At 67.9% G+C, this 22,931-nt stretch carries 23 protein-coding genes and 1 pseudogene; 12 read left to right on the top strand and 12 right to left on the bottom strand.

All coding sequences use genetic code 11. The annotated features are described in order from the left end of the window. The first annotated feature begins 105 nt into the window (after positions 1–105). Genes cobA through KF887_07915 form a run of 6 tightly spaced genes read left to right on the top strand, consistent with a single transcriptional unit; the run spans position 106 to position 4,893 of the window. Entirely contained in the window at positions 106–867 is a 762-nt protein-coding gene (gene cobA, locus KF887_07940; GenBank protein QYK43014.1) for a uroporphyrinogen-III C-methyltransferase, read from the top strand. Then, entirely contained in the window at positions 864–1,169 is a 306-nt protein-coding gene (locus KF887_07935; GenBank protein ID QYK43013.1) for a DUF2849 domain-containing protein, read from the top strand. The genes cobA and KF887_07935 overlap by 4 nt, the downstream gene beginning before the upstream one ends. Next, entirely contained in the window at positions 1,162–2,844 is a 1,683-nt protein-coding gene (locus KF887_07930; GenBank protein QYK43012.1) for a nitrite/sulfite reductase, read from the top strand. Before KF887_07935 ends, KF887_07930 begins: the two co-directional genes overlap by 8 nt. Next, the gene (locus tag KF887_07925) at positions 2,834–3,583 is read left to right on the top strand and encodes a phosphoadenylyl-sulfate reductase (protein QYK43011.1); all 750 of its coding nucleotides are present in this window, start codon (positions 2,834–2,836) and stop codon (positions 3,581–3,583) included. The genes KF887_07930 and KF887_07925 overlap by 11 nt, the downstream gene beginning before the upstream one ends. After that, positions 3,580–3,987 (top strand): DUF934 domain-containing protein, encoded by a 408-nt coding sequence (locus KF887_07920; GenBank protein ID QYK43010.1) that lies wholly within the window; start codon positions 3,580–3,582, stop codon positions 3,985–3,987. Before KF887_07925 ends, KF887_07920 begins: the two co-directional genes overlap by 4 nt. A 51-nt stretch (positions 3,988–4,038) precedes the next feature. Next, on the top strand, positions 4,039–4,893 hold the full coding sequence (locus KF887_07915; GenBank protein QYK43009.1) for a ferredoxin--NADP reductase: 855 nt from the start codon (positions 4,039–4,041) through the stop codon (positions 4,891–4,893). Between the two features lie 73 nt (positions 4,894–4,966). Here KF887_07915 and KF887_07910 read toward each other — a convergent pair whose 3' ends face one another. Then, positions 4,967–5,683 (bottom strand): hypothetical protein, encoded by a 717-nt coding sequence (locus KF887_07910; GenBank protein ID QYK43008.1) that lies wholly within the window; start codon positions 5,681–5,683, stop codon positions 4,967–4,969. Positions 5,684–5,866: 183 nt separating this feature from the next. Between KF887_07910 and infC the strand changes: the two genes are divergently transcribed. The 3 genes from infC to KF887_07895 all read left to right on the top strand — a co-directional run bounded on the left by infC (position 5,867) and on the right by KF887_07895 (position 7,311). Continuing rightward, entirely contained in the window at positions 5,867–6,406 is a 540-nt protein-coding gene (infC, locus tag KF887_07905) for a translation initiation factor IF-3 (protein QYK43486.1), read from the top strand. Positions 6,407–6,542: 136 nt separating this feature from the next. After that, the gene (locus KF887_07900; GenBank protein QYK43007.1) at positions 6,543–6,953 is read left to right on the top strand and encodes a winged helix-turn-helix transcriptional regulator; all 411 of its coding nucleotides are present in this window, start codon (positions 6,543–6,545) and stop codon (positions 6,951–6,953) included. Further along, positions 6,889–7,311 (top strand): SRPBCC domain-containing protein, encoded by a 423-nt coding sequence (locus tag KF887_07895; protein QYK43006.1) that lies wholly within the window; start codon positions 6,889–6,891, stop codon positions 7,309–7,311. Before KF887_07900 ends, KF887_07895 begins: the two co-directional genes overlap by 65 nt. Positions 7,312–7,429: 118 nt before the next feature. Here the strand turns inward: KF887_07895 and KF887_07890 are convergent, their stop codons facing one another. From KF887_07890 to KF887_07865, 6 genes are all read right to left on the bottom strand, one after another. Further along, on the bottom strand, positions 7,430–8,428 hold the full coding sequence (locus tag KF887_07890; GenBank protein QYK43005.1) for a molybdopterin-binding protein: 999 nt from the start codon (positions 8,426–8,428) through the stop codon (positions 7,430–7,432). Beyond that, entirely contained in the window at positions 8,428–9,408 is a 981-nt protein-coding gene (locus tag KF887_07885) for an XdhC family protein (GenBank protein QYK43004.1), read from the bottom strand. The genes KF887_07890 and KF887_07885 overlap by 1 nt, the downstream gene beginning before the upstream one ends. Positions 9,409–9,514: 106 nt before the next feature. Beyond that, positions 9,515–11,239: an OmpA family protein gene (locus tag KF887_07880; protein QYK43003.1), complete on the bottom strand. Its 1,725-nt coding sequence runs from the start codon at positions 11,237–11,239 to the stop codon at positions 9,515–9,517. 92 nt (positions 11,240–11,331) lie between these two features. Beyond that, positions 11,332–12,594: a VWA domain-containing protein gene (locus tag KF887_07875; protein ID QYK43002.1), complete on the bottom strand. Its 1,263-nt coding sequence runs from the start codon at positions 12,592–12,594 to the stop codon at positions 11,332–11,334. A gap of 66 nt (positions 12,595–12,660) precedes the next feature. After that, positions 12,661–13,569 carry a MoxR family ATPase gene (locus tag KF887_07870; GenBank protein ID QYK43001.1) on the bottom strand — a complete coding sequence of 303 codons (909 nt, stop codon included), beginning with the start codon at positions 13,567–13,569 and terminating at the stop codon, positions 12,661–12,663. 48 nt (positions 13,570–13,617) lie between these two features. Further along, positions 13,618–14,511 carry a LysR family transcriptional regulator gene (locus KF887_07865; GenBank protein QYK43485.1) on the bottom strand — a complete coding sequence of 298 codons (894 nt, stop codon included), beginning with the start codon at positions 14,509–14,511 and terminating at the stop codon, positions 13,618–13,620. Positions 14,512–14,611: 100 nt separating this feature from the next. Between KF887_07865 and KF887_07860 the strand changes: the two genes are divergently transcribed. Both KF887_07860 and KF887_07855 read left to right on the top strand, forming a co-directional pair. After that, positions 14,612–15,838 carry an acyl-CoA dehydrogenase gene (locus tag KF887_07860; protein ID QYK43000.1) on the top strand — a complete coding sequence of 409 codons (1,227 nt, stop codon included), beginning with the start codon at positions 14,612–14,614 and terminating at the stop codon, positions 15,836–15,838. 361 nt (positions 15,839–16,199) lie between these two features. Next, positions 16,200–16,463 (top strand): annotated as a pseudogene (locus KF887_07855) (transposase). 19 nt (positions 16,464–16,482) lie between these two features. Here KF887_07855 and KF887_07850 read toward each other — a convergent pair. From KF887_07850 to pyrC, 5 genes are all read right to left on the bottom strand, one after another. Continuing rightward, positions 16,483–17,394 carry a DUF4435 domain-containing protein gene (locus KF887_07850; GenBank protein ID QYK42999.1) on the bottom strand — a complete coding sequence of 304 codons (912 nt, stop codon included), beginning with the start codon at positions 17,392–17,394 and terminating at the stop codon, positions 16,483–16,485. Then, the gene (locus tag KF887_07845) at positions 17,395–18,753 is read right to left on the bottom strand and encodes an AAA family ATPase (GenBank protein QYK42998.1); all 1,359 of its coding nucleotides are present in this window, start codon (positions 18,751–18,753) and stop codon (positions 17,395–17,397) included. It abuts the gene before it with no gap. A gap of 148 nt (positions 18,754–18,901) precedes the next feature. Then, positions 18,902–20,407, bottom strand: a complete 1,506-nt coding sequence (locus KF887_07840) for a replicative DNA helicase (protein ID QYK42997.1) — start codon at positions 20,405–20,407, stop codon at positions 18,902–18,904. A 219-nt stretch (positions 20,408–20,626) separates the two neighbouring features. After that, positions 20,627–21,307, bottom strand: a complete 681-nt coding sequence (locus KF887_07835) for an orotate phosphoribosyltransferase (GenBank protein ID QYK42996.1) — start codon at positions 21,305–21,307, stop codon at positions 20,627–20,629. A gap of 93 nt (positions 21,308–21,400) precedes the next feature. After that, a complete protein-coding gene (gene pyrC / locus KF887_07830) occupies positions 21,401–22,441 on the bottom strand; it encodes a dihydroorotase (protein QYK42995.1) in 1,041 nt (346 codons plus the stop codon). A gap of 82 nt (positions 22,442–22,523) precedes the next feature. Between pyrC and KF887_07825 the strand changes: the two genes are divergently transcribed. Beyond that, the gene (locus tag KF887_07825; protein QYK42994.1) at positions 22,524–22,925 is read left to right on the top strand and encodes a DUF1311 domain-containing protein; all 402 of its coding nucleotides are present in this window, start codon (positions 22,524–22,526) and stop codon (positions 22,923–22,925) included. Positions 22,926–22,931 lie beyond the last annotated feature (6 nt).

Below are 22,931 nucleotides of genomic sequence, written 5' to 3'. Positions count from 1 at the left end.
GCCCCGCATTTGGACCAGACTAGAACAGAAATCCTTATCGGCAAGCCCCCATGGCGCGTGACAGGAACAATGTCCTATATTCCTGCCAACCAACGAGGTGCCGCCATGCTTCCGCCCGCCCCCCTCCAGCCTGTCGCATTCGTCGGCGCCGGCCCCGGCGCGGCGGAATATCTGACGCTTGGCGCGCTGCGCGCCATCGAGATGGCCGAGGTGGTGATCCACGACCGCCTGGTCGGCCCCGAGGTGCTGGCCCTGATCCCCGCCGATGCGCGCCGGGTGGATGTGGGCAAGGAGGGGTTCGGCCCCTCGGCCGCCCAGTCCGACATCAATGCCGCCCTCGTGGCCCATGCCCAGACGGGGGCGCGGGTGGTGCGGCTGAAGGGGGGCGACTGCGGCATCTTCGGCCGCCTCGACGAGGAAATCGAGGCGCTGGAGGCGGCGGGCCTGCCCTTCCGCATCCTGCCCGGGCTGACCTCGGCAACCGTGGCCGCCGCACGGATCGGCCAGTCGCTGACCCGCCGCGGCCGCAACGCCAGCCTGCGGATCGTCACCGGGCATGACATGGCCGGTTTCGCCGAACAGGACTGGCGCGGCATGGCCCGCGCGGGCGAGGTGGCGGCGATCTACATGGGCAAGAAATCGGCGCGCTTCATCCAGGGCCGCCTGATGATGCACGGTGCCGATCCGGCAACCCCGGTGACCGTCGTGGCCAACGTCAGCCGACCGGACGAGACCGTCATCGGCGCCACGCTGGCCACCCTGGCGCAGGCGGCGGTGCGGGCCGAGGGGCCCGCCGTCATCCTGTTCGGCCTTGCCCCCCGGGCGGCCGTCGCCGTCATCCCCGACTTGCAGGAGGCCCGCGCATGAAAGGCCGGTTCACCCCGAAGGTCGTCACCGCCAATGACCTCGTTGCGGGCGACGTGATCTATCTGACCGCCGACGACCGCTGGTCCCGCCATCACCACGAGGCCGAACTGATCGACGACGAGGCGCATGCGCAGATGCGGCTGCTGCATGCGGCGGCGCAGAAACTGTCCGTGGTCGGCGCGTACCTGGCCGACGCGCGCATGGGCGCGCGCGGCCCCGAACCCGTCCACTTCCGCGAGGAATTCCGCACCCGCGGCCCGTCCAACTATCCCCACGGGAAACAGGCCGACAGCCATGTATGACTATTCCGAATTCGACGAAGCCTTCGTGCGCGCCCGCGTCGCGCAGTTCCGCGGCCAGGTGGAGCGGCGCCTCGACGGATCGCTCAGCGAGGACGAGTTCCGCCCGCTGCGCCTGATGAACGGGCTCTACCTGCAACTGCATGCCTACATGCTGCGGGTCGCCATCCCCTATGGCACGGTCAACCCGCGCCAGATGCGGCAGCTTGCGATGATCGCCGACCGCTGGGACAAGGGCTATGGCCATTTCACGACCCGGCAGAACATCCAGTTCAACTGGCCGAAACTGCGCGATGTGCCCGACATCCTGTCGGCGCTTGCCGATGTGGGCATGCATGCGATCCAGACCAGCGGCAACTGCGTGCGCAACGTCACGGCCGACCATTTCGCGGGCGCCGCCGCCGACGAGATTGCCGATCCCCGCCCGGTCGCCGAACTGCTGCGCCAATGGTCCACCGACCATCCCGAATTCCAGTTCCTGCCCCGCAAGTTCAAGATCGCCATCACGGGGTCGCCGAATGACCGCGCGGTGACGCGGGCGCATGACATCGGCCTGCGCATGGTGCGCAACGCCGCCGGTCAGCCGGGCTTCGAGGTGATCGTGGGCGGCGGCCTGGGCCGCACCCCGATGATCGGCCACACGGTGCGCGAATTCCTGCCCCGGGCCGATCTGCTACCCTATGTCGAGGCGGTGCTGAGCGTCTACAACACGCTTGGCCGCCGCGACAACAAGTACAAGGCGCGGATCAAGATCACCGTCCACGAGACCGGCAAGGAAGAAATCACCCGGATGATCGAGGCGCGGTTTGCGGAACTGCGCCCGCTGTTCGGCGGCGCCGACCAGGCGATGCTGCGCGAGATCGAGGCGGCCTTTCAGCCCCCCGCCTTCCGCAACGCGCCGACCGATGCCTTCGATGCGTTCCGCAGCGCCGATCCCGCCTTCCGGTCCTGGACCGACACCAACCTCGCCCCGCACCGGAACCCGCAATACGCCATCGTCACGGTCAGCCTCAAGGCGCATGGCGCGACGCCGGGCGATGCGACATCCGACCAGATGCGCCTGATCGCCGATCTGGCCGAAACCTACGGCCATTCGGAAATCCGCATCAGCCACGAACAGAACGTCATCCTGCCGCATGTCCACCGGGGCGACCTGCCCGCGCTGCATGCCGCGCTGACCCTGGCGGGGCTGGCCACAGCGAATGTGGGCCTGATCTCCGACATCATCGCCTGCCCGGGAATGGACTACTGCGCCCTTGCCACCGCGCGCTCGATCCCGGTCGCGCAGGAAATCGCCACGCGGTTCCGCGACCTTGATCTCGAACACGAGATCGGGCCGCTGAAGATCAAGATCTCGGGCTGCATCAACGCCTGCGGGCATCATCATGTGGGCCATATCGGCATCCTCGGGCTCGACCGGGCGGGGGTCGAGAACTACCAGATCACCCTTGGCGGCGATGGCACCGAAACGGCAGTGATCGGCGAACGCGCCGGCCCGGGCTTTGCCTATGACGAGATCGTCCCGGCGGTCGAGCGACTGGTCATGGCCTATCTCGCGCTGCGCGACACGCCCGAGGAATCCTTCCTGATGGCCTATCGTCGTCTTGGCATGGCGCCGTTCAAGGCCGCGCTTTATGGCGATGCCGATACCCAGGGCGGCGCGCGCGATGCCGCGTGACCACGCAGGGCGCAGCGTCGCCGACCGTGTCGCGGCGCTGAACACGCGCTATCGCCACCATGCGGCGACGGCGGTGCTGGAACATGCGCTGAAGGATGCCGATCTCGGGCGCGTGGCGCTCGTGTCGTCCTTCGGCGCCGAGTCGGTGGTGCTGCTGCATCTGGTCAGCGTGATCGCGCCGGAAACCCCGGTGCTGTTCATCGACACGCGGATGCTGTTTGCCGAGACCCTGGACTATCAGCGCGAGGTGGCCGAAAAGCTGCACCTCTGCGACATCCGCACGATCCGCGCCGCGCAACCGCGCGTCGCCTTCGAGGACCCCGACGGAACCCTGCACCAGTTCAACACCGATGCCTGCTGCGCCGTGCGCAAGGTCGAACCGCTGGAACGCGCCCTGCGCGATTTCGACGGCTGGATCACCGGGCGCAAGCGGTTCCAGGGCGCCGGCCGGGAAACGGTCCAGTTCTTCGAGGCCGAGGGCGACACGCGCATCAAGGTCAACCCGCTGGCCCACTGGGACCGGGCGGATATCGAGGACTACATGGTCGAGAACCGCCTGCCGCGTCACCCGCTGGTGGCACAGGGCTACCCTTCGATCGGTTGCGCCCCCTGCACCAGCCCGGTGGCGGCCGGGGAAGACCCGCGCGCCGGCCGCTGGCGCGGCACCGCAAAGACCGAGTGCGGCATCCATTTCATCGACGGCCGCGCCGTCCGTGTCAGACAGGAGAACGCGGCATGACCGTGATCGTGACCGATGCAGGCTTTTCCCCCGACGACTGGACCGGCGGCTTTGCCACGCTGGGCGATCTGGACGCGGGGACGCGCGCGCTCGACCTGTCGAACACCGATGACCCGTCGCTGGCCGCCGCCGCGCTGCCGCGGTTGTCGCTGATCCGCATCGCCTTTCCGGCCTTCAGCGACGGGCGGGGCTTTACCCTCGCCCGGCGCCTGCGGATGATGGGATACCGGGGCCGGCTGCGGGCGGCGGGCCATGTGATCGCCGATCAGTACGCGATGGCGCGGCGCGTCGGGTTCGACGAGGTCGAAATCTCCGACGACCTGGCCGCGCGCCAGCCCGAGGCGCAGTGGCGCTTCCGGGCCGACTGGCAGGCGCATGACCATCAGTCGCGCCTGCGGGCGTGACTTCGGGGTTTCGCCGCCCTGCCGAATGACCTATTCCGAAAGACGCATGCAATGACCGAAGCGCCCGTGATGCACGACGCCGCCCCCCCTTCTGCCGCCGCCACCGACCGTGTGGCCAAGCCCCATCTGCCCGACGCCCAGACGGTGACCGCCGTGACCCACTGGACCGACCGGCTGTTTTCCTTCCGCGTCACGCGGCCCCGCACCCTGCGTTTCCGCTCGGGCGAGTTCGTGATGATTGGGCTTCTGGGCGACAACGGCAAACCGCTGCTGCGCGCCTATTCCATCGCCTCGCCGTCCTGGGACGAGGAGCTGGAGTTCTATTCGATCAAGGTGCCCGACGGCCCGCTGACCAGCCGGCTCCAGCACATCGTGCCGGGGGACGAGATCATCCTGCGCCCCAAGCCCGTCGGCACCCTGGTGCATGACGCGCTCCTGCCCGGACGGCGCCTGTGGTTCCTTGCCACCGGCACCGGCCTCGCACCCTTCGCCAGCCTGATGCGCGACCCCGAGACCTACGAGAAATACGACCAGGTCATCATGATGCACACCTGCCGCGAGGTGGCCGAACTGGAATACGGGCGGCAGCTGGTCGAGGCGCTGAAGGCCGACGAGCTGGTGGGCGAACTGGCGGCGGGCAAGCTGCTCTACTATCCCACCACCACGCGCGAACCCTCGGCCCGCATGGGCCGCGTCACCGACAACCTGTCGTCGGGCAAGGTCTTTGCCGATCTGGGCATCCCCGGTCCGATGGACCCCGCCACCGACCGCGCGATGGTCTGCGGATCGCTGGCGTTCAACGTCGATGTGAAGGCGATCCTGGAAGGCTGGGGCCTGCGCGAGGGCGCGAACTCCGACCCGGCCGAATATGTGGTCGAGAAGGCCTTCGTGGGCGACGGCATCTGACAGGCGCCGCAGCAGAAAGGGCCGCCCCGGTTCCCCGGCGCGGCCCCCTTGCCTGATCCATGGTCACTGCGGCTCAGAGGCCGAGCGCGGCCTTCACCTGATCCACCACGCCCTGCACAAGGGTCGGGTTCGTGGCTGCGGCCTGCACCGCCGCCTTCAGCGTGAGCTTCGTCGCATCGTCCAGGGCCGATCCGTCGATCAGCGCGGTCACGGCCGCGGCATCGAACGTGGCCGGGTCGAGCGCGGCCGGAACCGCGGCGGCGGCCTGCGCGGCGGCCTCCTCGGCAGCCTTGCGCGCGGCTTCCTCGGCGGCAGCGGCGGTATCGGCGGCGGCCTGCGCGGCAGCGGCGGCATCGGCAGCAGCCTTGGCGGCGGCTTCATCGGCAGCCTGCTTCGCGGCTTGCTCGGCGGCGGCAGCCTCGGCGGCGGCGGCATCGGCAGCGGCCTTGGCGGCGGCTTCCGCCGCAGCGGCATCGGCTGCGGCCTTGGCGGCAGCCTCCTCGGCGGCCTTCTTCGCGGCCTCCTCGGCGGCGGCGGCGTCGGCTGCGGCCTTGGCGGCGGCTTCCTCGGCAGCCTTCTTCGCAGCTTCCTCGGCAGCGGCGGCTTCGGCGGCAGCAGCGTCTGCCGCGGCCTTGGCGGCGGCTTCGGCAGCGGCGGCATCAGCGGCGGCCTTCTTCGCGGCTTCCTCGGCGGCGGCGGCCGCTTCCTGCGCGGGCTTGTAGCTGAACTGGTAATAGCCCAGCCCGGCCGCCACGACGAGAACGGCCCCGATGATCACTGACTTGTTCATTGCACTTCTCCAGCGGGCCGCAATGGCGGTGCGGCGACGCGCGGTATCTGACAGAATTATGGCGGTTTGAAAAGACGCGCTGCAGCGCGGCGGCGGCCTCGGCCCCCCGCAATACGGGTTGAAGACGCACGCAACGCCCCTTATCTTGCGCGCCTGCATCGCCACAACAGAAGGACGACCGCCATAGCCCGTAGACCGCACAACGCCCCGCCGCAGCGCGAATCCGGCCCCCGCGTCAATGACCGCATCCGGGGCGGCGAAATCCGCCTGATCGGCGCCGACGGCGAGAATGTGGGCGTCGTGACGCCCGCCCGCGCGCTCGCCATGGCCGAGGAGGCCGGGCTTGATCTGGTGGAGATCTCGCCGACTGCCGTGCCGCCGGTCTGCAAGATCATGGACTATGGCAAGTTCAAGTACGAACAGCAGAAGCGCGAGGCCGAGGCGCGCAAGAAGCAGCACATCATCGAGATCAAGGAAATCAAGTTCCGCCCGGGCACCGACACCCATGACTATGACGTCAAGATGCGTTCGGTGATGAAGTTCCTGGAGGAAGGCGACAAGGTGAAGGTCACCCTGCGCTTCCGCGGGCGCGAGATGGCGCACCAGCAGCTTGGGCTCGATCTTTTGAACCGGGTCGCGGCCGATGTCGGCGACAAGGGCAAGATCGAGGCGATGCCCCGGCTGGAAGGCCGCCAGATGGTGATGATGATCGGGCCGAAATAGCCCGGCACGCCCCGCGCCGCGGGGCGCATGGTCCCGCGACCGGTGACGGGGGGGCATCTGCCCCCCTTTTTCATGTCCGGCCGCGTCATTCACATCTCTTGTTGACTGATGCGGCCGCAGGTCATAATTCAACATCATGGTTGAACGAATCGACGACCCCCTGAGCGATGTCCTGAAGGCCGCGGGCGACCCCACGCGGCGGGCCATCCTGACGCATCTGGCGCAGAACGGACCGACCCGGGTGACGGAAATCGCCGACCGCTTCGCGATCAGCCTCAACGCGATCTCGCGGCACATCATGGTGCTGGAACGCGCGGGGCTGGTGTCGCGGCGCACCGTCTGGCGGGCGCATTACATCGCGATCAACCTCGCGCCCCTGGCCGAGGTCGATCACTGGTTCGCGGGGCTACGTTCGATCTGGGCACTTCGGCTCGAGGCGCTCGGCGGCATTCTGGAAAAGGAGACGGCTGATGGCCCAGGTGATGACAGCAGAACTGACGATGACGGTCTCGCACAGCGTGACCGCCCCCCCGGGCCGGGTCTATGAGGCATGGCTCGATCCCGCGATCCTGTCGCGGTTCATGCTGCCCTGCACCGGCGGGCGCCAGGCCGAGGTGCACAATGACCCCCGCACCGGCGGCACGTTCCGGATCGTGATGTTCGATGGGGAAACTGCGATCCCGCATCACGGCACCTACCTGGAACTCGTGCCGGACGAACGCTTGCGCTTCACATGGGTTTCGCCGCATTCGGTCGAGGGCAGCGTGGTCACCGTGGCGCTGACGGCCGAAGGTCAGGGCACGCGCATCGAGCTGCGGCAGGACCGCTTCGCGTCGGAGGGCCTGCGCGACGGCCATCTCAAGGGCTGGACCGTGATCCTGGGCGAACTGCAAGCCGCGCTCTGACCCGGCGGGGCAACGACACCAGAGACGGGCGATTTCCTAAGAAGTGGTTAAATCGCAAGGGTCAAGCCATTGAAATCGCTTGCTGCGTTCCGCGTCCCACGATGGGACGCGGGCCGCATCACGGCTCGCGCGCCTGCGGCCGGATCGGGATTTCCTTCAACAACCCCCCCACGCCCATGCCCGCGATGTCGTCGTCGGTCAGGTCGATCCCGCAGGCCAGCCGCTCCAGCACCCAGTCGGCCCCGTTCAGCGCGGGTGACCGCGCACAGCCCGGCAACCCGATCACCGGGCGGGCGCCCAGGCTTCCCACGAACAGCAGGTTCCCCGGATCGACCGGCATCCCGAACCGCATCACCCGCCCGCCCGCCGCCCGCAGCGCATCCGGCGCCGTGTCATGCAGGTCGGACGTGGCCGATCCCGTCAGGATCAGGACCATGTCCCCCGGAACCCGCCGCAGCGCCTGCGCGATGGCCGCCCCGTCATGCGGCACGGTCTGGCATTCGGCCAGCGCCATTCCCAGGGCCCGCAGCCGCCCCTCGATCGCCCGGCGCCCCTTGGCGGCCAGCTTTGCATCCTGGTCGGGAACCTCGGTCAGGATCAGGCCGGCGCTGCCGCGCACCACCGGCCGCACGCGGATCGCCCCCGCCGCCACCCGGCAGGCCGCCGCAAGCTCGGCCCCCGGCACGGCATAGGCGATGATCTTGACCGTGCCGGTCAGCAGGCCCGGCGTCACCCGTGTCAGGGGCGCCAGCGTGGCCAGGGTGATCGCGGGATGGATCCGGTTCAGCGCGTGGATCGCCGTAACGTCCAGGTCGACCAGTCCGGGCGCCCGCGCGTTCAGGTTCACCCGGCCGGTGAAGGCCGCCGAAACATCAAGCCCCGCCCCCGCCGGGTCGGGCACCAGTGCGGCGGCCAGCCGCGCCGCCGCCTGATCCTCGGTCACATCGCCCGCGTCAGGCCGCGCCACGACCACCTCGGCCACGCCTGCGGCATTCAGCGCGGCCAGATCGGCGCCGGTCAGCACCACCCCCTTGCGCAGCCGTCCCCCCGGCAGCAGCACCGAATGCGCCAGGATCGCGCCTGCGGCCTCGGCCAGCGGGACCGGACCGAAGCGCATCACCCCTGCCGCAGCACTTGGGTGACCTGCGCCAGGACCGACACCGCGATCTCGGCGGGGCTCTTGGCACCGATGTCGAGCCCGACCGGCGCATGAAGCCGCGCGATCGCCGCATCGTCCACCCCTTCGGCGCGCAGCCGTTCCAGCCGCTTGGAATGGGTGCGCGGCGACCCGAGGCAGCCGATGTAGAACGCGGGCGATGCCAGTGCCGCCCGGATCGCCGGATCGTCAAGCTTGGGGTCGTGGGTCAGCGTCACCACGGCCGTCCGGGCGTCGGGCGCGAGCGCAGCCATCGCCTCGTCCGGCCAGTCGTCGCGGATCGTCTCGCCGGGGAACCGGTGCGCGGCGCCGAAACCGGCACGCGGGTCAATCAGCACCGGATCATAGCCGCACAGCCGCGCCATGGCGACAAGCGGCTGCGCGATATGGACGGCGCCGACGATCACCATGCGCAGGGGCGGGTTGTGGACGGCGATGAAGGTGCCGTCATCCTCGGGGCCCGAGCGGTCGGCACGCATCCGCTGGGCGATGACGCTTTCCAGCGGGTCTCCGGGCCCTGCGGTCAGCCGCCGCGCACCGGTTTCCGGATGCACCACATAGGCCACCGCCCGCCGCGCCTGCCGCGCCGCCACCAGATCGGCCAGCATCGCCTCGGGCATGCCCATGCCCACGGGTTCGACCATCACGCGAATGCGCCCGCCACAGGCCAGCCCCACGGCAAAGGCCGTCTCATCCGCCACGCCGAAGGACAGAACGCGCGTCCGGCCGTCGTCCAGGGCCTCGGTCGCCTCGGCGACAACGGCGCCCTCGACGCATCCGCCGGAGACCGAGCCCATCATCTGCCCGTCGCGCGACACCACCAGCTGGCTGCCGACGGGGCGGGGTGCCGACCCCCAGGTCTCGATCACCGTGGCAAGCGCGGCGCCGCGTCCGTCACGGTGCCAGTCAAGCGCGATTTCCGGAATGCGGTCATGGTCCATTTCGGCCTCCCCCGGGCCACGACTATGCGTCAGGGGGCGGGGCAGCGCCACTGTCAAAAGGTGGCGGCAGTCCGCACCCGGACCCGCCGCCACCGGGCACCGCCGGTCAGCGCAGCCGCGCCTCGAGCAGCGGAGAGATCAGCCGCACCGCGACCCGGCGGTTCAGCGGTTCGGCCGTCTCGACCGGGATCAGCAGGTCGCCCTCGCCATAGCCCTGCACGATCAGGTTCTCGGGCGGCACTCCGAAGTATTCGGTCAGCGCCAGTGCCACCGATTCGGCCCGGCGGTCCGACAGGGCAAGGTTCGATGCGGCCGACCCCACGGCATCGGTATGACCCTCGACCAGGAACAGCTCAAAGGGTCGTTCGCGCACCGTATCCGCGATGAACCGGCCAAGCGCCGCAAGCTTTTCCGCCTCGGACACGTCGATGGCGGCCGAGCCGGTCCGGAAGGTGATCGGTGTCACGTCGATGGCCGGCGCAAGCATCCGGACCTCGCGCAGGTCCCGGATCTGGCGAAGCGAGAAGCCGCGCGCCGACTCGCGGGCCGCAATCGCGGCCAGGGCCGCCGAAAGCGAGGCATCGGCGCCCGAGCCCGAGATGGTGACAGGCGGCGCAGGCGGCGGCAGCGTGGTCACATCAACCGGACGCACCGGCGCGAGGTCGTCGACCAGCAGGGTTTCCCGCCCGTCCGCATCGACCCGCGCGCGGCGCAGCACGCGGCCTGCGGCATCGCGGATGGTGACGATGCTGCTGCCATCGCCCCGCGTGACGACGGTGCGGCTGGACCCGTCGCGGAAGGTCTCGGTCTCGACGGTCGAGCCGGGGCGGCGCAGCAGGGTGTCATCGTCCTTCAGCACTTCGAACCGGCCGTCGCCCCGGTCGACCACCACGCGGTCGCCCGTGTTCGACACGACACGGTCGCCGTTCTTCAGGATCGCACCGACGGCAAGCGCGCCAAGCGCAACCAGGCCCACCCGCTCAAGATCGGACAGGCCGCGCCGGCCCTGCGCATCGGCCTGCGGGGCGGCCGAGAATTCCTCGGCGGAGGACCGGGTATCGGCTTCGGTGATCGTGGCCTTCGTCGTGCTGACAGGCGCCGGAGCCTCGGCATCGGCGTCTTCGGCAGGCGCGGCGGCGGCCACCGGCGGGGCGGCCTCGGTGCCGTCGGCGGCAGGTGTCTCGGGCGACAGGATGGCCTCGAGCGACTCGACCGCCTCGGGTTCGGGTGCCGGCGGAACCACCGGTTCGGCGGCCGGTGTCACGACAACCGCATCACCGGAGCCGGTTGCGGGTTCGGCTTCGGCCTGTGCGGCTTCGTCGGTGGCCTTCGCGGCAGCGTCGGCCTTTGCCTGGGCGGCAGCGGCGGCGTCGGCCTCGGCCTGGGCGGCAGCGGCTGCCTGCTCTGCCGCTGCGGCGGCGGCATCCTCGGCGGCCTTGGCAGCCGCGTCGGCCTCGGCCTGGGCGGCGGCTGCGGCGTCGGCTTCGGCCTGTGCTGCCGCTGCTGCTGCGGCATCCGCTTCGGCCTGTGCTGCCGCAGCGGCGGCGGCATCGGCTTCGGCCTGTGCGGCAGCCTCGGCCTCGGCGCGTGCGGCTTCCGCGGCGGCTCTCTCGGCTTCGGCGGCGGCCTCGGCGGCCAGTGCCTCGGCTTCCGCGGCGAGCTTCGCGGTGACGGCCTCGAGATCGCAGGCCGCACCTTCGGCCGGGGTGCAGAGCACCGCGCCATCCGGGCCGATCACCCGGCCCTCGGCATCCAGCGTCTGCGCCAGGATCGGCGCGGCTCCGTTCAGCGCGACGGCAAGCGCGGTGGTCGTGGCGATCAGTCGGTTCATGGCGATTCCCTTCCCATGCGGAACACCCGCAGGCAGGGCACGGTCATGCCCGCGTCCCGCGCGATATGCCATATCAACGCCGGATCCGCCCGTCAGTTCCCCATCATCCGCATCAGGCGCGGTTTTTCCCCCGCGTCCCGGGCCGCCGATATCGCCGCGCCAAGGGCTTCGAGCGTGGCGATCGAATGCCCGGCCCTGAAACAGTCGACATGCGGCAGCAGCGCCCGGATTCCCCCGGCGCGCGGCGCGAACCCGTCCCAGCGGAGCAGCGGGTTGATCCAGACCAGTCGGCGCGCCGACAGGTGCAGCCGCTCCGCCTCGCGCGACAGGGCGCCGGTATCGTCGCGGTCCAGCCCGTCGGTGATCAGCAGGACCACTGCCCCCTGCCCCAGCACCCGCCGCGACCAGTCGCGGTTGAAGGCATGCAGGCAGGCGCCGATCCGGGTGCCGCCCGACCAGTCCTGCGCCTCGCGTCCCGCGGCGGCAAGCGCCTGGTCGACATCGCGGGCGCGCAGGTGGCGGGTGATGTTGGTCAGCCGCGTGCCGAAGGTGAAGGCATGCACCCGGGCCCAGCCCTGCCCCTTGCGGTTTGCGACCGCGTGGACAAAGTGCAGCACCATCCGGGAATACTGGCTCATCGAGCCCGAGATGTCGCAAAGCACCACCAGGTTCGGCCAGCGTTCGCGGGGGCTGCGATGCAGCAGCGCCGCCACCTCGCCGCCCCGGCGCATGGCGGCGCGCAGGGTGGCCCGGGGGTCGATGCGCGCGCCGCCCGCATCCACCGCCATCCTGCGCGTCGCCAGCGGCGCCACCGGCAGCGACAGCCGCGCCAGCATGCGCCGGGCTTCGGCCACCTCGGCCATGCTCATCTGTTCGAAGTCGAGCGTGCGCAGGCGTTCCTCTCGGCTCATCGTGGCCGAGGCGTCGATCTCGATCTCTGCATCCTCGCCCGAATCTTCGGGCGTATCCTGCGGCACATCCCGGTCGGCCCCGTCCAGCAGCGCCTCGGCCGCGCGTTTCTCGGCGGCCTCGGCGCCGCGTTCCTCGGCCACGCCCCGCAGCGCCGGAAGCATCAGCGACATCATGTGTTCAAGGTAGCGCGGATCGCGCCAGAACAGCCGGAACACCTGGGCAAACACCGGGCGGTGTTCCGGACGGCTGACGAAACAGGCGTGCAGCACCCAGTAGAAATCGCGCCGCTCGGTGAACCCCACGGCCTGCACCGCGCGGATCGCATCCGCGATCCGCCCCGGCCCGATGGGCAACCCCGCCTTGCGCAGAGCGCGCGCGAAATGGGCGATGTTGGCCACTAGGCGCGGATTGTCGGGCAGCGGAAGATCGGAATACTCAGCCATGGCCACCAGGGCGCCCGGCGCCCGGCGTGTCCGGCCACAGGCGCAGCCGTCGGGCCGGCCCCGGGATCACGCCGCCAGCCCCGCCCGGGCCTCGTCCAGCAGCTTCTTCGCGGCCGAGCCCTGGATCTTCTGGATATCGTCCTGATACTTCAGGATCGCGCCCAGCGTATCGGCAATCACCTCGGGCGACAGGGCGATCACATCAAGCGCCAGCAGGCACTTGGCCCAGTCGATCGTTTCGGCAACCCCGGGTTTCTTGAACAGATCCTCGGTCCGCAGACGCTGGACAAAGGCCACCACCTCGCGCGACAGCGCCGCCTCGGCCTCGGGCGCGCGGGATCTGAGGATGGCGAGTTCGCGGTCGAAATCGGGATAGTCCACCCAGTGATACAGGCAGCGACGCTTCAGCGCGTCATGCACCTCGCGCGTGCGGTTCGATGTCACGATGACGATCGGCGGTTCGGGCGCCCGGATCGTGCCAAGCTCGGGGATGGTCACCTGGAACTCCGACAGCGCCTCCAGCAGGAAGGCCTCGAAGGGTTCGTCAGTGCGATCCAGTTCGTCGATCAGCAGCACCGGCGCGCCGCCGGGCTGCGGGCGCATCGCCTCGAGCAGCGGACGGGCGATCAGGTAGTCCTCGGTAAAAAGCTCGGACTTGAGCGCATCCCGGTCGGCCGTGCCTGCGGCCTCGGCCGTGCGGATCGCCACCATCTGCGCGGCAAAGTTCCACTCGGCCACCGCCGAGGCGGCATCGAGCCCCTCATAGCACTGGAGGCGGATCAGGCGGCGGCCAAGCGCCGCGGCGATGGCCTTGGCGATCTCGGTCTTGCCCACCCCGGCCTCGCCCTCCAGGAACAGCGGACGACCCAGCCGCAGGGCAAGGAACACCACCGTCGACAGCGCGCGGTTGGCGACATAGCCCTGCCCGGCAAGCAGGGTCTCGACGGCGTCGATGGTGGCTGGTGCGGCGGTCACGGGCGTTCTCCACTGGCCGGGCGACGTTGCCGGGGCCGCCGTGCGCGGTCAATGGGGCGCGGCGGGCTCTGCGACCAAAGCAGGGGCAAGGGCCGCGCGGAAGGCCGTGAAGGCGGGCAGGTCGGAGGTTCGGTCGGGCCAGACCAGCAGGTAGGGCGCGCCGCCGTCCAGGCGCCGGGTCGATGCCGGGCGCAGGGCGCCTGCGGCAATCTCCTGCGCCGCCAGGATCTCGGGCACGAGCGCCACGCCCATCCCCGCCCGTGCCGCTGCCAGCACCATGCCGAACTGTTCGAACCGGGGGCCGCGCAACAGGCGGATCGGGTCGATCCCCGCATCGCGGAACCAGTCGAGCCACAGGTCGGCCCGCGTCGCCTGCTGCAACAGCGGCAGGCGCGGCAGGTCGGCATCCGGCAACGGCCCGTCGGGCAACAGGGCGGGTGCAGCCACCGCGACCAGCCGGTCGGGCGCCAGTTCCATGGCGTTCTGCCCGCGCGGCAACGGCCCGCGCAGGATCGCCGCGTCCCGCGGATCGCGGTCAAAATCGAGCGGCGCAAGCGTGGTCGAGATGTCGAAGGTTACCTCGGGCCCCATCTGCGGCAGGCGCGGGATCAGCCACAGGCTGGCGAAGGTAGGCAGGCAGGCAATGCGCAGGACGCGGCGATGGCCGCCGAAGGCCATCACGGTCAGCGCGGCACGGTCGAGCGTGGCCAGCACCCGCTCGGCCTCGGGCAGGAAGGCCCGCCCGGCGTCCGACAGGCGCAGACGCTGGCGTTCGCGGTGGAACAGCCGCACCCCGAGCCGCGCCTCCAGCGTCGAGATCGACCGGCTGACCGCGCTTTGCGTCAGACCCAGCACGGCACCCGCCCCCGTCGCCGTCCCCGCGCGCGCCGCCGCGGCAAAGGCCTGAAGTTCCGGCAGGGACGGCGTTCTGGCGCTGCGCATCATGGCCGGATCATGCGTTGCGCGCATGAACCCGTAAAGGCTTCTCATTTGCCGGGTGCCGCCTCCCGGCGTAAGATGCCGGCACTGACAGGAGGACGACATGGACACCACCACCCCGCCCGCGCTGAAGGCCAAGGACGCCCCCGACCTGGGCCGGTTCGACTGGGCCGATCCGTTCCGGCTGGACGACCAGCTGACCGAGGACGAGCGGGCGCTGCGCGACGGGGCGCGGGCCTTTGCGCAGGACCGGCTGATGCCGCGCGTCACCGCCGCCTACCGCGATGAGGTGACCGATCCCGCGATCTTCGCCGAGATGGGCGACATGGGCCTCCTGGGCCTGACCATCCCCGAGGAATACGGCGGCCTGGGCGCCAGCTATGTGGCCTATGGCCTGGTGGCGCGCGAGGTCGAGCGGGTCGACAGCGGCTATCGCAGCATGATGTCGGTGCAGTCGAGCCTGGTGATGTATCCGATCCATGCCTACGGGTCCGAGGCGCAGCGGCGGAAATATCTGCCGGGCCTCGCGGCGGGCACCCTGATCGGCTGCTTCGGCCTGACCGAGCCCGATGCCGGGTCCGACCCCGGCGGCATGAAGGCCCGCGCGGTGAAAACCGAAGCGGGATATAGGCTTAACGGATCGAAGATGTGGATTTCCAATGCCCCGATTGCCGATGTCTTTGTCGTCTGGGCGAAGTCCGAGGCGCATGGCGGCAAGATCCGGGGGTTCGTGCTGGACCGGGGGACGCCGGGTCTTTCGGCGCCCAAGATCGGCGGCAAGCTCAGCCTGCGCGCCTCGGTCACGGGCGAGATCGTGCTGAAGGATGTCGAGGTGGGCGAGGATGCGCTGCTGCCCCATGTCGAGGGGCTGAAGGGCCCCTTCGGCTGCCTGAACCGCGCGCGCTATGGCATTTCCTGGGGGGTCATGGGCGCGGCCGAGGCCTGTTTCCATGCCGCCCGCCAATACGGTCTCGACCGCCGCCAGTTCGGCCGCCCGCTGGCCCAGACCCAGCTTTTCCAGAAGAAGCTGGCCGACATGATGACCGATATCGCCTTGGGATTGCAGGGAAGTCTGCGCGTCGGGCGGCTGATGGACGAGGCCCGGGCCGCGCCCGAGATGATCTCGGTCGTCAAGCGCAACAACTGCGGAAAGGCGCTGGAGATCGCCCGGATGGCCCGCGACATGCATGGCGGCAACGGCATCCAGGAAGATTTCCATGTGATGCGCCACATGGTCAACCTGGAGACGGTGAACACCTATGAGGGCACGCATGACGTGCATGCGCTGATCCTGGGCCGGGCGATCACGGGGCTGCAGGCGTTCTTCTGAACCGCCGACCGGGCGCCCCGGGGGCCGGTGCGGACGGCGCCTTCACCGCCCCCCGGGACGGCGTCGGCGCGTATGGCGGGCGTCCCGCCCGCGTCCGGTCCGCGTATGGCATCCGTCCCGACAGGGCGCGCGCCGCAACCCGTCAACCCGCAACACCCGAATCAGCCCCGCCCGGTCAGGCGGCGGCCGGGTCATGCGTGGCAGTCATGATGCGGCCCGGACACCGCCCGAGGGCTGCGGGGGCGGTGGAGACGGGGCGGGTCTTGCCGGGGGGTCCGATGGCGATGCCGTGCGCCAGGGGCCGGGGCGGCGAGCCCCGCGTCGCACACCATCCGTTAACCCCGATGCGCGAGGGTGGCGCATGTCCCGCTACCTGCGCCCCCGCATTCCCGGCGCCTCGGTGTTCTTCACCGTGGCGCTGGCCGACCGGCGTTCGGACACGCTGGTGCGGGAGGTCGAGGCATTGCGGGGTGCCGTGCGGGCGACGCGGGCAGAGCGGCCGTTCCGCATCGACGCCTGGGTGGTGCTGCCGGATCACCTGCATTGCGTCTGGACGCTGCCCGAGGGGGATGCGGAGTATTCGGTGCGGTGGAGTGTCATCAAGGCCCGGTTCACGAAGGCGCTGCGTGCGGCGGAACTCCACACTACGCGTGCTGCGGTAATCCGAGCGCTTCAGAAAGGCGAGGAGTCGGAGGCGCAAACGTAGCGGCACAGGCAAAGACGGTGTCTGAGTTCAAGCTTGATAGTGCCGAGCGGTGAAAGGAAATAATCTCGCCCGCCTTGTGCTTTTGAAGAAGGAGTTCGCCGACTGCTCTAAGTAACTCCAAGAAAACTACCGCTAGGAACTTTCCGCGAAGTCCAAGATGAGGTGGGAATTTGCTGTAGTCGTCCGCGAGTTGTGCAAACTCCTGCTCATCAATCTCCTGCAGGCCGATAGAATTTTTTTGATCGTCGGAAAGAACTACTTCCGGGGGTGGCCTTCCAGCTAAAGTCCGCCTAACAATACCTGTGATGTCTAGCCTATCTAAATCTAGCTCCCTCCCCTGATATATTCCGCAGAATATCCTCGCATGAACGCCCTTGAGCTGGTAAAACACCGAGGAGGTTACCGCGTCGAAGGCGTCGCATTGAGCGGAAACATCAAACTCTAGTGCATTCACTCCAAAGCGAATCTCAATAAATCTTGCCAGACTATCCCGTGTAAACACATAATTTTCAACAGAATAGCCGCATGTAAAAAAGACGCGGCTCGAAACTGCGTTACCGCGCAACAAGCAATCGTAATCCCTGTCGCGAATGAATAGAACGCTCCGGCCGATAAGACCAGATTGCTCATAAAGATTGTCTATCTCTGCGAGTTTCTTCTTCCCGAAGCAAACGAAGAAGCTCGCAGGTCGCTGCCGTCGATCACAGACATGCGAATAGTATTCTTTGTCGGCATAGCCTTCCACGAAAACTTCCAGCGTCCCGGGCTCCGGTTTGGAAGTGCGGAAAAGTTGGAAGATCGCAATGGCCGATCTGCCCTTTTGCAAAAGCGCTTCCTTGAAGGTCATCATTTATCCCAAGCGACATGTTTCGAAGTCGATTACTGAGCTCGCAAGTGAGTTTTCAAACACGAACGGCGAGTGAGTAACGGCAATGAGCTGGGCGCATGATTTAAAGCGTACCAAGTCTTCTAGGAACGTTGTCTGCCATACTGCCGACAAGGACAGCTCTGGTTCGTCAATCAATACCAGAGATTTCTCCGTGGAGAATCCAAGCATTGCAAAGAGTGATACAAGTTGCTTTTCGCCAGATGATAGCTCGTTAAGGGCGATATCCTTCCCATTCTCGGCGAAAATCCCAAAGTGATACTTCTCAATGTCATACACCGCATTCTTTGGCCTGAGGTACTTCTGAATGACTGAAACAAACTCTCTCATTGGCCGTTCACTGCTTGTCATTTCGTCGCTCACACCCATCAAGCGTACGAAGAAGTGCGCTAGCCATTTCTTGTGGAAAGGGGGATTGCCGCTACCTGGTTTCGTGAGAGATGTGAGGATCTCCGAGATCTTTTCTCGCTCCGGTACTGAGATTACATTCTCTTCAATCCGTGCCAGGACATTTTGGACCTTTTCAGAGTTTACGTTTGTTTCTCGGATTGCCTTGACGGAAATTGCCTCCTCGTTCGCCATGTCCTTTAAGAGTGTGGACATCATTCTATTGAATTTTGCGCGCGAGACATCGCGCGTTTTTTGTTCAAATGACCTTAGAATCTGGTCAATATCATCCATGCCAAAGCGGATTATCTCCTCAAAGAACTTTATGGATGACTGTTTCTGGAACGCTTCAGAAATTTGCGATCGAACATATTCAGGCAGCCTATCGGTTACTCTCGCGAGGTCAAACTCGATCCGGCGCGACGTCGGCAAAAAAAGAACCCGTGGGACCGATAGCCTTTCCAGATCTTTTGCAAACTGAATGACTTCCGTGTCGGCTAGGCTTGCGGACGGTGAATCGTCACGCAACAGGGACTGAGCGCGCCTAATTTCTGCTCGGCTAACAAATTGTGACTCGTATTTTCTAATCTCAGAAGGCTGCTCCAAATCCGCATGAAGGAACTCATTAATTGCATCTATCGTTGGGAACCGGTCAATAAAGTTCATTCCGCGGCGCTTGGGTGAGCTTGAGTATGCGGCACACGCCTCTCTTGATAGGTGAAGCTTCTCAGCGCCTATGCTTACTTCTATTGAAGTAAACCGCTGCTTAGATAGAAGGCCCCATTGGCGTCCGAGTGCGTACGCAGAGATCTGAAGTGCCGTACTTTTCCCGACGCCGTTAGGTCCAACAATTATGCAGTTTCTGCCACGAAATTTTATCTCAAAGGTCGCATGCTCGTTTAGTCCAACGATCTTGATTCCGTTTATTTGGGCCATTTGCGAGCTCTTTTAGCCGGGGGCGAAACTGTGTTCGCCAACAATGTTAAGGCAAATATTGTCGTCCCTGCAATGGGTAGTTTTTTGTCTGTTAGGGCGCGCAGATGCACGCAGCAACATCCTACGTGCACGCAAGTCGGCCGCTCCCTCAATACCCCCCACCCCCACCATCCCCCTGCCACGCCCGCGCCAGGTTCGAGAACCGGGTGAACCGGCCCTCGAAGGCCAGTTCGACCGAGCCGATGGGGCCGTGGCGCTGCTTGCCGATGATCACCTCGGCCTTGCCGTGCACCTGTTCCATCATCGCCTGCCAGGCTGCCATCTTGTCAAGTTCGTGGTCGCCGGGCTTTTCCCGCTCGCGGTAGTATTCCTCGCGGAAGACGAACATCACCACGTCGGCGTCCTGCTCGATCGAGCCGGATTCGCGCAGGTCGGACAGTTGCGGGCGCTTGTCGTCGCGGTTCTCGACCTGGCGGGACAGCTGCGACAGGGCAATGACGGGGATGTTCAGCTCCTTGGCGATCGCCTTGAGGCCCTGGGTGATCTCGGACACTTCCTGCACGCGGTTGTCGCCGGTGCGCGACGAGCCGCGCAGCAGTTGCAGGTAGTCGACCATCAGCACGTCGAGCCCGTGGGTGCGTTTCAGGCGGCGGGCGCGGGCCGCGACCTGGGCGATGGGCAGCGCGGGGGTGTCGTCGATGTAGAGCGGGCAGGCCTCGAGCGCCTTGGCGGCCTCGACGAAGCGGCGGAACTCGGCCTCGGTCATGTCGCCGCGGCGGATCTGTTCCGAGGGCACCTCGGCGGCCTCGGAGAGGATGCGGGCGGCGAGCTGTTCGGCGCTCATCTCGAGGCTGAAGAAGCCGACGACCCCGCCCTCGACCGCGCCCTCGGACCCGTCGGGCAGGCGGCCCCGGCGATGCGCCCTGGCGATGTTGAAGGCGATGTTGGTGGCGAGCGAGGTCTTGCCCATCGAGGGGCGCCCCGCAAGGATGAGAAGGTCGGACGGATGCAGGCCGCCCAGCTTGCGGTCGAGATCGGTCAGGCCGGTCGAGATGCCGGCCAGCCCGCCGTCGCGCTGGTAGGCGGCGTTGGCGACGTTGACGGCATCGGTGACCGCCTTGAGGAAGGACTGGAAGCCGCGCTCGGCATGTCCCTGCTCGCCCAGCTTGTAGAGCCGCTGTTCGGCCTCGGTGATCTGGTCCCTGGGTTCGGAGGCCACGTCGACCGTGGCGGCCCGGGCGGCGATGTCGCGGCCGAGGCCGATCAGTTCGCGACGCACGGCCAGGTCATAGATCATCTGGGCATAGTCGCGGGCGGCATAGGCGCTGATCGCCGCCCCGGCGAGACGGGCCAGATAGGCGGGGCCGCCCAGTTCCCTGAGCCCCGCGTCATCCTCGAGATAGGCCTTGAGCGTGACCGGCGAGGCGAGCGCGTTCTTCTGGATGCGGGCGGCGGCGATCTCGAAGATCCGGGCGTGGGTGGGTTCGTAGAAATGCTCAGCGCGCACCAGGGCGGCGATGCGGTCGTAGACGTCGTTGTTCGTCAGGATCGCGCCCAGAAGCTGCTGTTCGGCCTCGATGTTGTGGGGCAGCGCCTCGGGTTCGGTGCCGGTGCCCGCCGGCACGACCTGCTTGAAGGATACGATCTCGGTCATTCCCGCCCCCTGTCCGCGCCCCCGGTCTGTCGCCGGGTGATCCCTGTTGCCCCGGAACGCGCACCGGGCGCAAGCCCGGGAGAAACCTGTGGACAACCACCATACCACAACAAGTGGTGCGGATCATCCCCCGCATCGCTACGGGTGGGGCGGTGTGGACAGAGGCCCGAGTCGTCCCCAGGCTGTCCACAGAACCGCCCACGGAAAAGAGCGGCGCGGTCAGCCGGGCTTGCGGGCGGCGCGCCAGGCCTCGGGGTCGTTCAGGAAGACCTCGACCTCGGCGAGGGTGGCGGCGTCGAACACGGCGCCGTCACGCGCGGCGGCCAGCACGTCCCACCAGGTGCAGAGCGCGTGCAGCGCGATGCCGTGGGCGGCCAGGCGTTCGGTGGTGCCCGGGAAGATCCCGTAGGAGAACACGACCGCCGTATGGGCGCAGGTCGCGCCGGTTTCGCGGATCGCGTCGACGAAGGAAAGCTTGGACCCGCCGTCGGTCGTGAGATCCTCGACCAGCAGCACGCGGTCGCCGGGGGCCATCGGCCCCTCGATGCGGGCGTTGCGGCCGTAGCCCTTGGGTTTCTTGCGGACATAGGCCATCGGCAGGGCCAGACGCTCGGCGATCAGGGCGGCGAAGGGGATGCCGGCGGTTTCACCGCCCGCAATGATGTCGAAAGCCTCCATCCCGGCGTCGCGCAGCACGGTCGCGGCCATGAAGTCCATCAGCATCGACCGGACGCGGGGAAAGCCGATCAGGCGGCGGCAGTCGATGTAGGTGGGGCCTTGCAGGCCGGAGGCATAGGTGTAGGGCTCGGCCGCGTTGAAATGCACCGCGCGCACGTCCAGAAGGGCGCGCGCGGTCAGGCGGGCAATCTCGGCGGCGGGCGGAAAGGTGGCGGGGATCATCGTGGTCCTCTGGTCGGCTGGGGCAAGGGCAATCGCCGGACCGGCGTTCCACGGGGCCGGATCGCCGCCGTGGCCGCCACATCGGCGGGCGGGTCAGGGCAGGACGTGCCAGTGCACGGGAAAACCGGGGTCGAACACGGTGATCGGCCCGGCCTCGGTCAGGATCCGGGCGGGCCATGTGGCGGGCCCGGCCTTGCGCAGGGTGATGGTGCCGTCGTTCGGGGGCAGACGGTAGAAGGCCGGGCCATGCAGGCTGGCGAAGCCTTCGAGCCGGTCGAGCGCGCCCTCTTCCTCGAACACATGGGCGAGGAGGGGCATGGTGTTTGTCGCGGTGAAACATCCCGCGCAGCCGCAGGCGGCCTCTTTCAGCGGGTCGACATGCGGTGCGCTGTCGGTGCCGAGGAAGAAGGACGCATCGCCCGAGGTCGCGGCAGCGCGCAGGGCAAGCCGGTGATGTTCGCGCTTGGCCACCGGCAGGCAGTAGTAGTGCGGCCGGATGCCACCCGCGAGGATGTGGTTGCGGTTGATGATCAGGTGATGGGTGGTGATCGTGGCGCCGATGCCGTCGCCGCCCGCGCGCACATAGGCCACGCCCTCGGCGGTGGTGACATGTTCCATCACGACACGCAGGCCGGGGATGCGGCGGCGCAGCGGATCGAGAACGGTGTCGATGAAGACCGCCTCGCGGTCGAAGATGTCGACCGCAGGATCGGTCACCTCGCCATGCAGGCAGAGCGGCAGGCCGATCTCGGCCATGCGTTCCAGGACGCCGGTGACGCGCGACAGGTCGCGCACGCCCGCGTGGCTGTTGGTGGTGGCCCCCGCCGGATAGAGCTTGACGGCGCGCACCAGGCCCGAGGCGGCGGCGGCGGCGACATCGGCGGCATCGGTCGTCTCGGTCAGGTAGAGCGTCATCAGGGGTTCGAAGGCCGCGCCCTCGGGCAGCGCCGCAAGGATGCGGTCGCGGTAGGCGGCGGCCTGGTTGCCGGTCACCACCGGCGGCACGAGGTTGGGCATGATGATGGCGCGGGCGAAATGGCGGGCCGTCTCGGGCAGCACGGCGCGCAGCACCGCGCCGTCACGCAGGTGAAGATGCCAGTCGTCCGGACGGCGGAGGATGAGTGTGTCGGTCATGTCTTGGCCCTAGCGCAGGCCAGCCGCGGATTCCAGTGGCAAGCCGCACCGGCGGGACGCTAAGCTGCGCGGAAACACGGAGATGCCGATGATCCGCGCCGCCCTGACCGTGACGCTTGGCTGCCTTGCCCTGCCCGCCGCCGCGCAGCAGGTGAATTGCGCCGATCCGCAGTTCCAGATGGAGATCAACTTTTGCGCCGAGCAGGAATGGCTGGCGGCGGATGCCGACCTGAACACCGCCTACCGGGGGGCGCGCGACGCGATGCGCCGGATCGACGCCGCGCTGCCGCCGAACGAACGGGGCGCCGAGGTGAACCTGCGCGATGCGCAGCGCGCCTGGATCACGTTCCGGGACAAGACCTGTGCGGCCGAGGGCTGGGCGATGAAGGGCGGATCGGGCGAGCCGATGCTGATCTATTTCTGCATGGCACGGGTGACGGCCGCGCGCGCCGAGGACCTGCGCGAGATGGCGACCATGTACTGACGGCGG

The organism is Paracoccaceae bacterium, from assembly GCA_019454225.1.
GTDB lineage: Bacteria > Pseudomonadota > Alphaproteobacteria > Rhodobacterales > Rhodobacteraceae.
Note: the sequence above shows the minus strand (reverse complement) of the source record. Positions and strands in the feature narration are given on the sequence as shown.

Coding starts and splice junctions, on each gene's coding strand:
- cobA (QYK43014.1), top strand. CDS start 106: ATGCTTCCGCCCGCCCCCCTCCAGCCTGTCGCATTCGTCGGCGCCGGC.
- KF887_07935 (QYK43013.1), top strand. CDS start 864: ATGAAAGGCCGGTTCACCCCGAAGGTCGTCACCGCCAATGACCTCGTT.
- KF887_07930 (QYK43012.1), top strand. CDS start 1,162: ATGTATGACTATTCCGAATTCGACGAAGCCTTCGTGCGCGCCCGCGTC.
- KF887_07925 (QYK43011.1), top strand. CDS start 2,834: ATGCCGCGTGACCACGCAGGGCGCAGCGTCGCCGACCGTGTCGCGGCG.
- KF887_07920 (QYK43010.1), top strand. CDS start 3,580: ATGACCGTGATCGTGACCGATGCAGGCTTTTCCCCCGACGACTGGACC.
- KF887_07915 (QYK43009.1), top strand. CDS start 4,039: ATGACCGAAGCGCCCGTGATGCACGACGCCGCCCCCCCTTCTGCCGCC.
- KF887_07910 (QYK43008.1), bottom strand. CDS start 5,683: ATGAACAAGTCAGTGATCATCGGGGCCGTTCTCGTCGTGGCGGCCGGG.
- KF887_07900 (QYK43007.1), top strand. CDS start 6,543: ATGGTTGAACGAATCGACGACCCCCTGAGCGATGTCCTGAAGGCCGCG.
- KF887_07895 (QYK43006.1), top strand. CDS start 6,889: ATGACAGCAGAACTGACGATGACGGTCTCGCACAGCGTGACCGCCCCC.
- KF887_07890 (QYK43005.1), bottom strand. CDS start 8,428: ATGCGCTTCGGTCCGGTCCCGCTGGCCGAGGCCGCAGGCGCGATCCTG.
- KF887_07885 (QYK43004.1), bottom strand. CDS start 9,408: ATGGACCATGACCGCATTCCGGAAATCGCGCTTGACTGGCACCGTGAC.
- KF887_07880 (QYK43003.1), bottom strand. CDS start 11,239: ATGAACCGACTGATCGCCACGACCACCGCGCTTGCCGTCGCGCTGAAC.
- KF887_07875 (QYK43002.1), bottom strand. CDS start 12,594: ATGGCTGAGTATTCCGATCTTCCGCTGCCCGACAATCCGCGCCTAGTG.
- KF887_07865 (QYK43485.1), bottom strand. CDS start 14,511: ATGCGCAGCGCCAGAACGCCGTCCCTGCCGGAACTTCAGGCCTTTGCC.
- KF887_07860 (QYK43000.1), top strand. CDS start 14,612: ATGGACACCACCACCCCGCCCGCGCTGAAGGCCAAGGACGCCCCCGAC.
- KF887_07850 (QYK42999.1), bottom strand. CDS start 17,394: ATGATGACCTTCAAGGAAGCGCTTTTGCAAAAGGGCAGATCGGCCATT.
- KF887_07845 (QYK42998.1), bottom strand. CDS start 18,753: ATGGCCCAAATAAACGGAATCAAGATCGTTGGACTAAACGAGCATGCG.
- KF887_07840 (QYK42997.1), bottom strand. CDS start 20,407: ATGACCGAGATCGTATCCTTCAAGCAGGTCGTGCCGGCGGGCACCGGC.
- KF887_07835 (QYK42996.1), bottom strand. CDS start 21,307: ATGATCCCCGCCACCTTTCCGCCCGCCGCCGAGATTGCCCGCCTGACC.
- pyrC (QYK42995.1), bottom strand. CDS start 22,441: ATGACCGACACACTCATCCTCCGCCGTCCGGACGACTGGCATCTTCAC.
- KF887_07825 (QYK42994.1), top strand. CDS start 22,524: ATGCCGATGATCCGCGCCGCCCTGACCGTGACGCTTGGCTGCCTTGCC.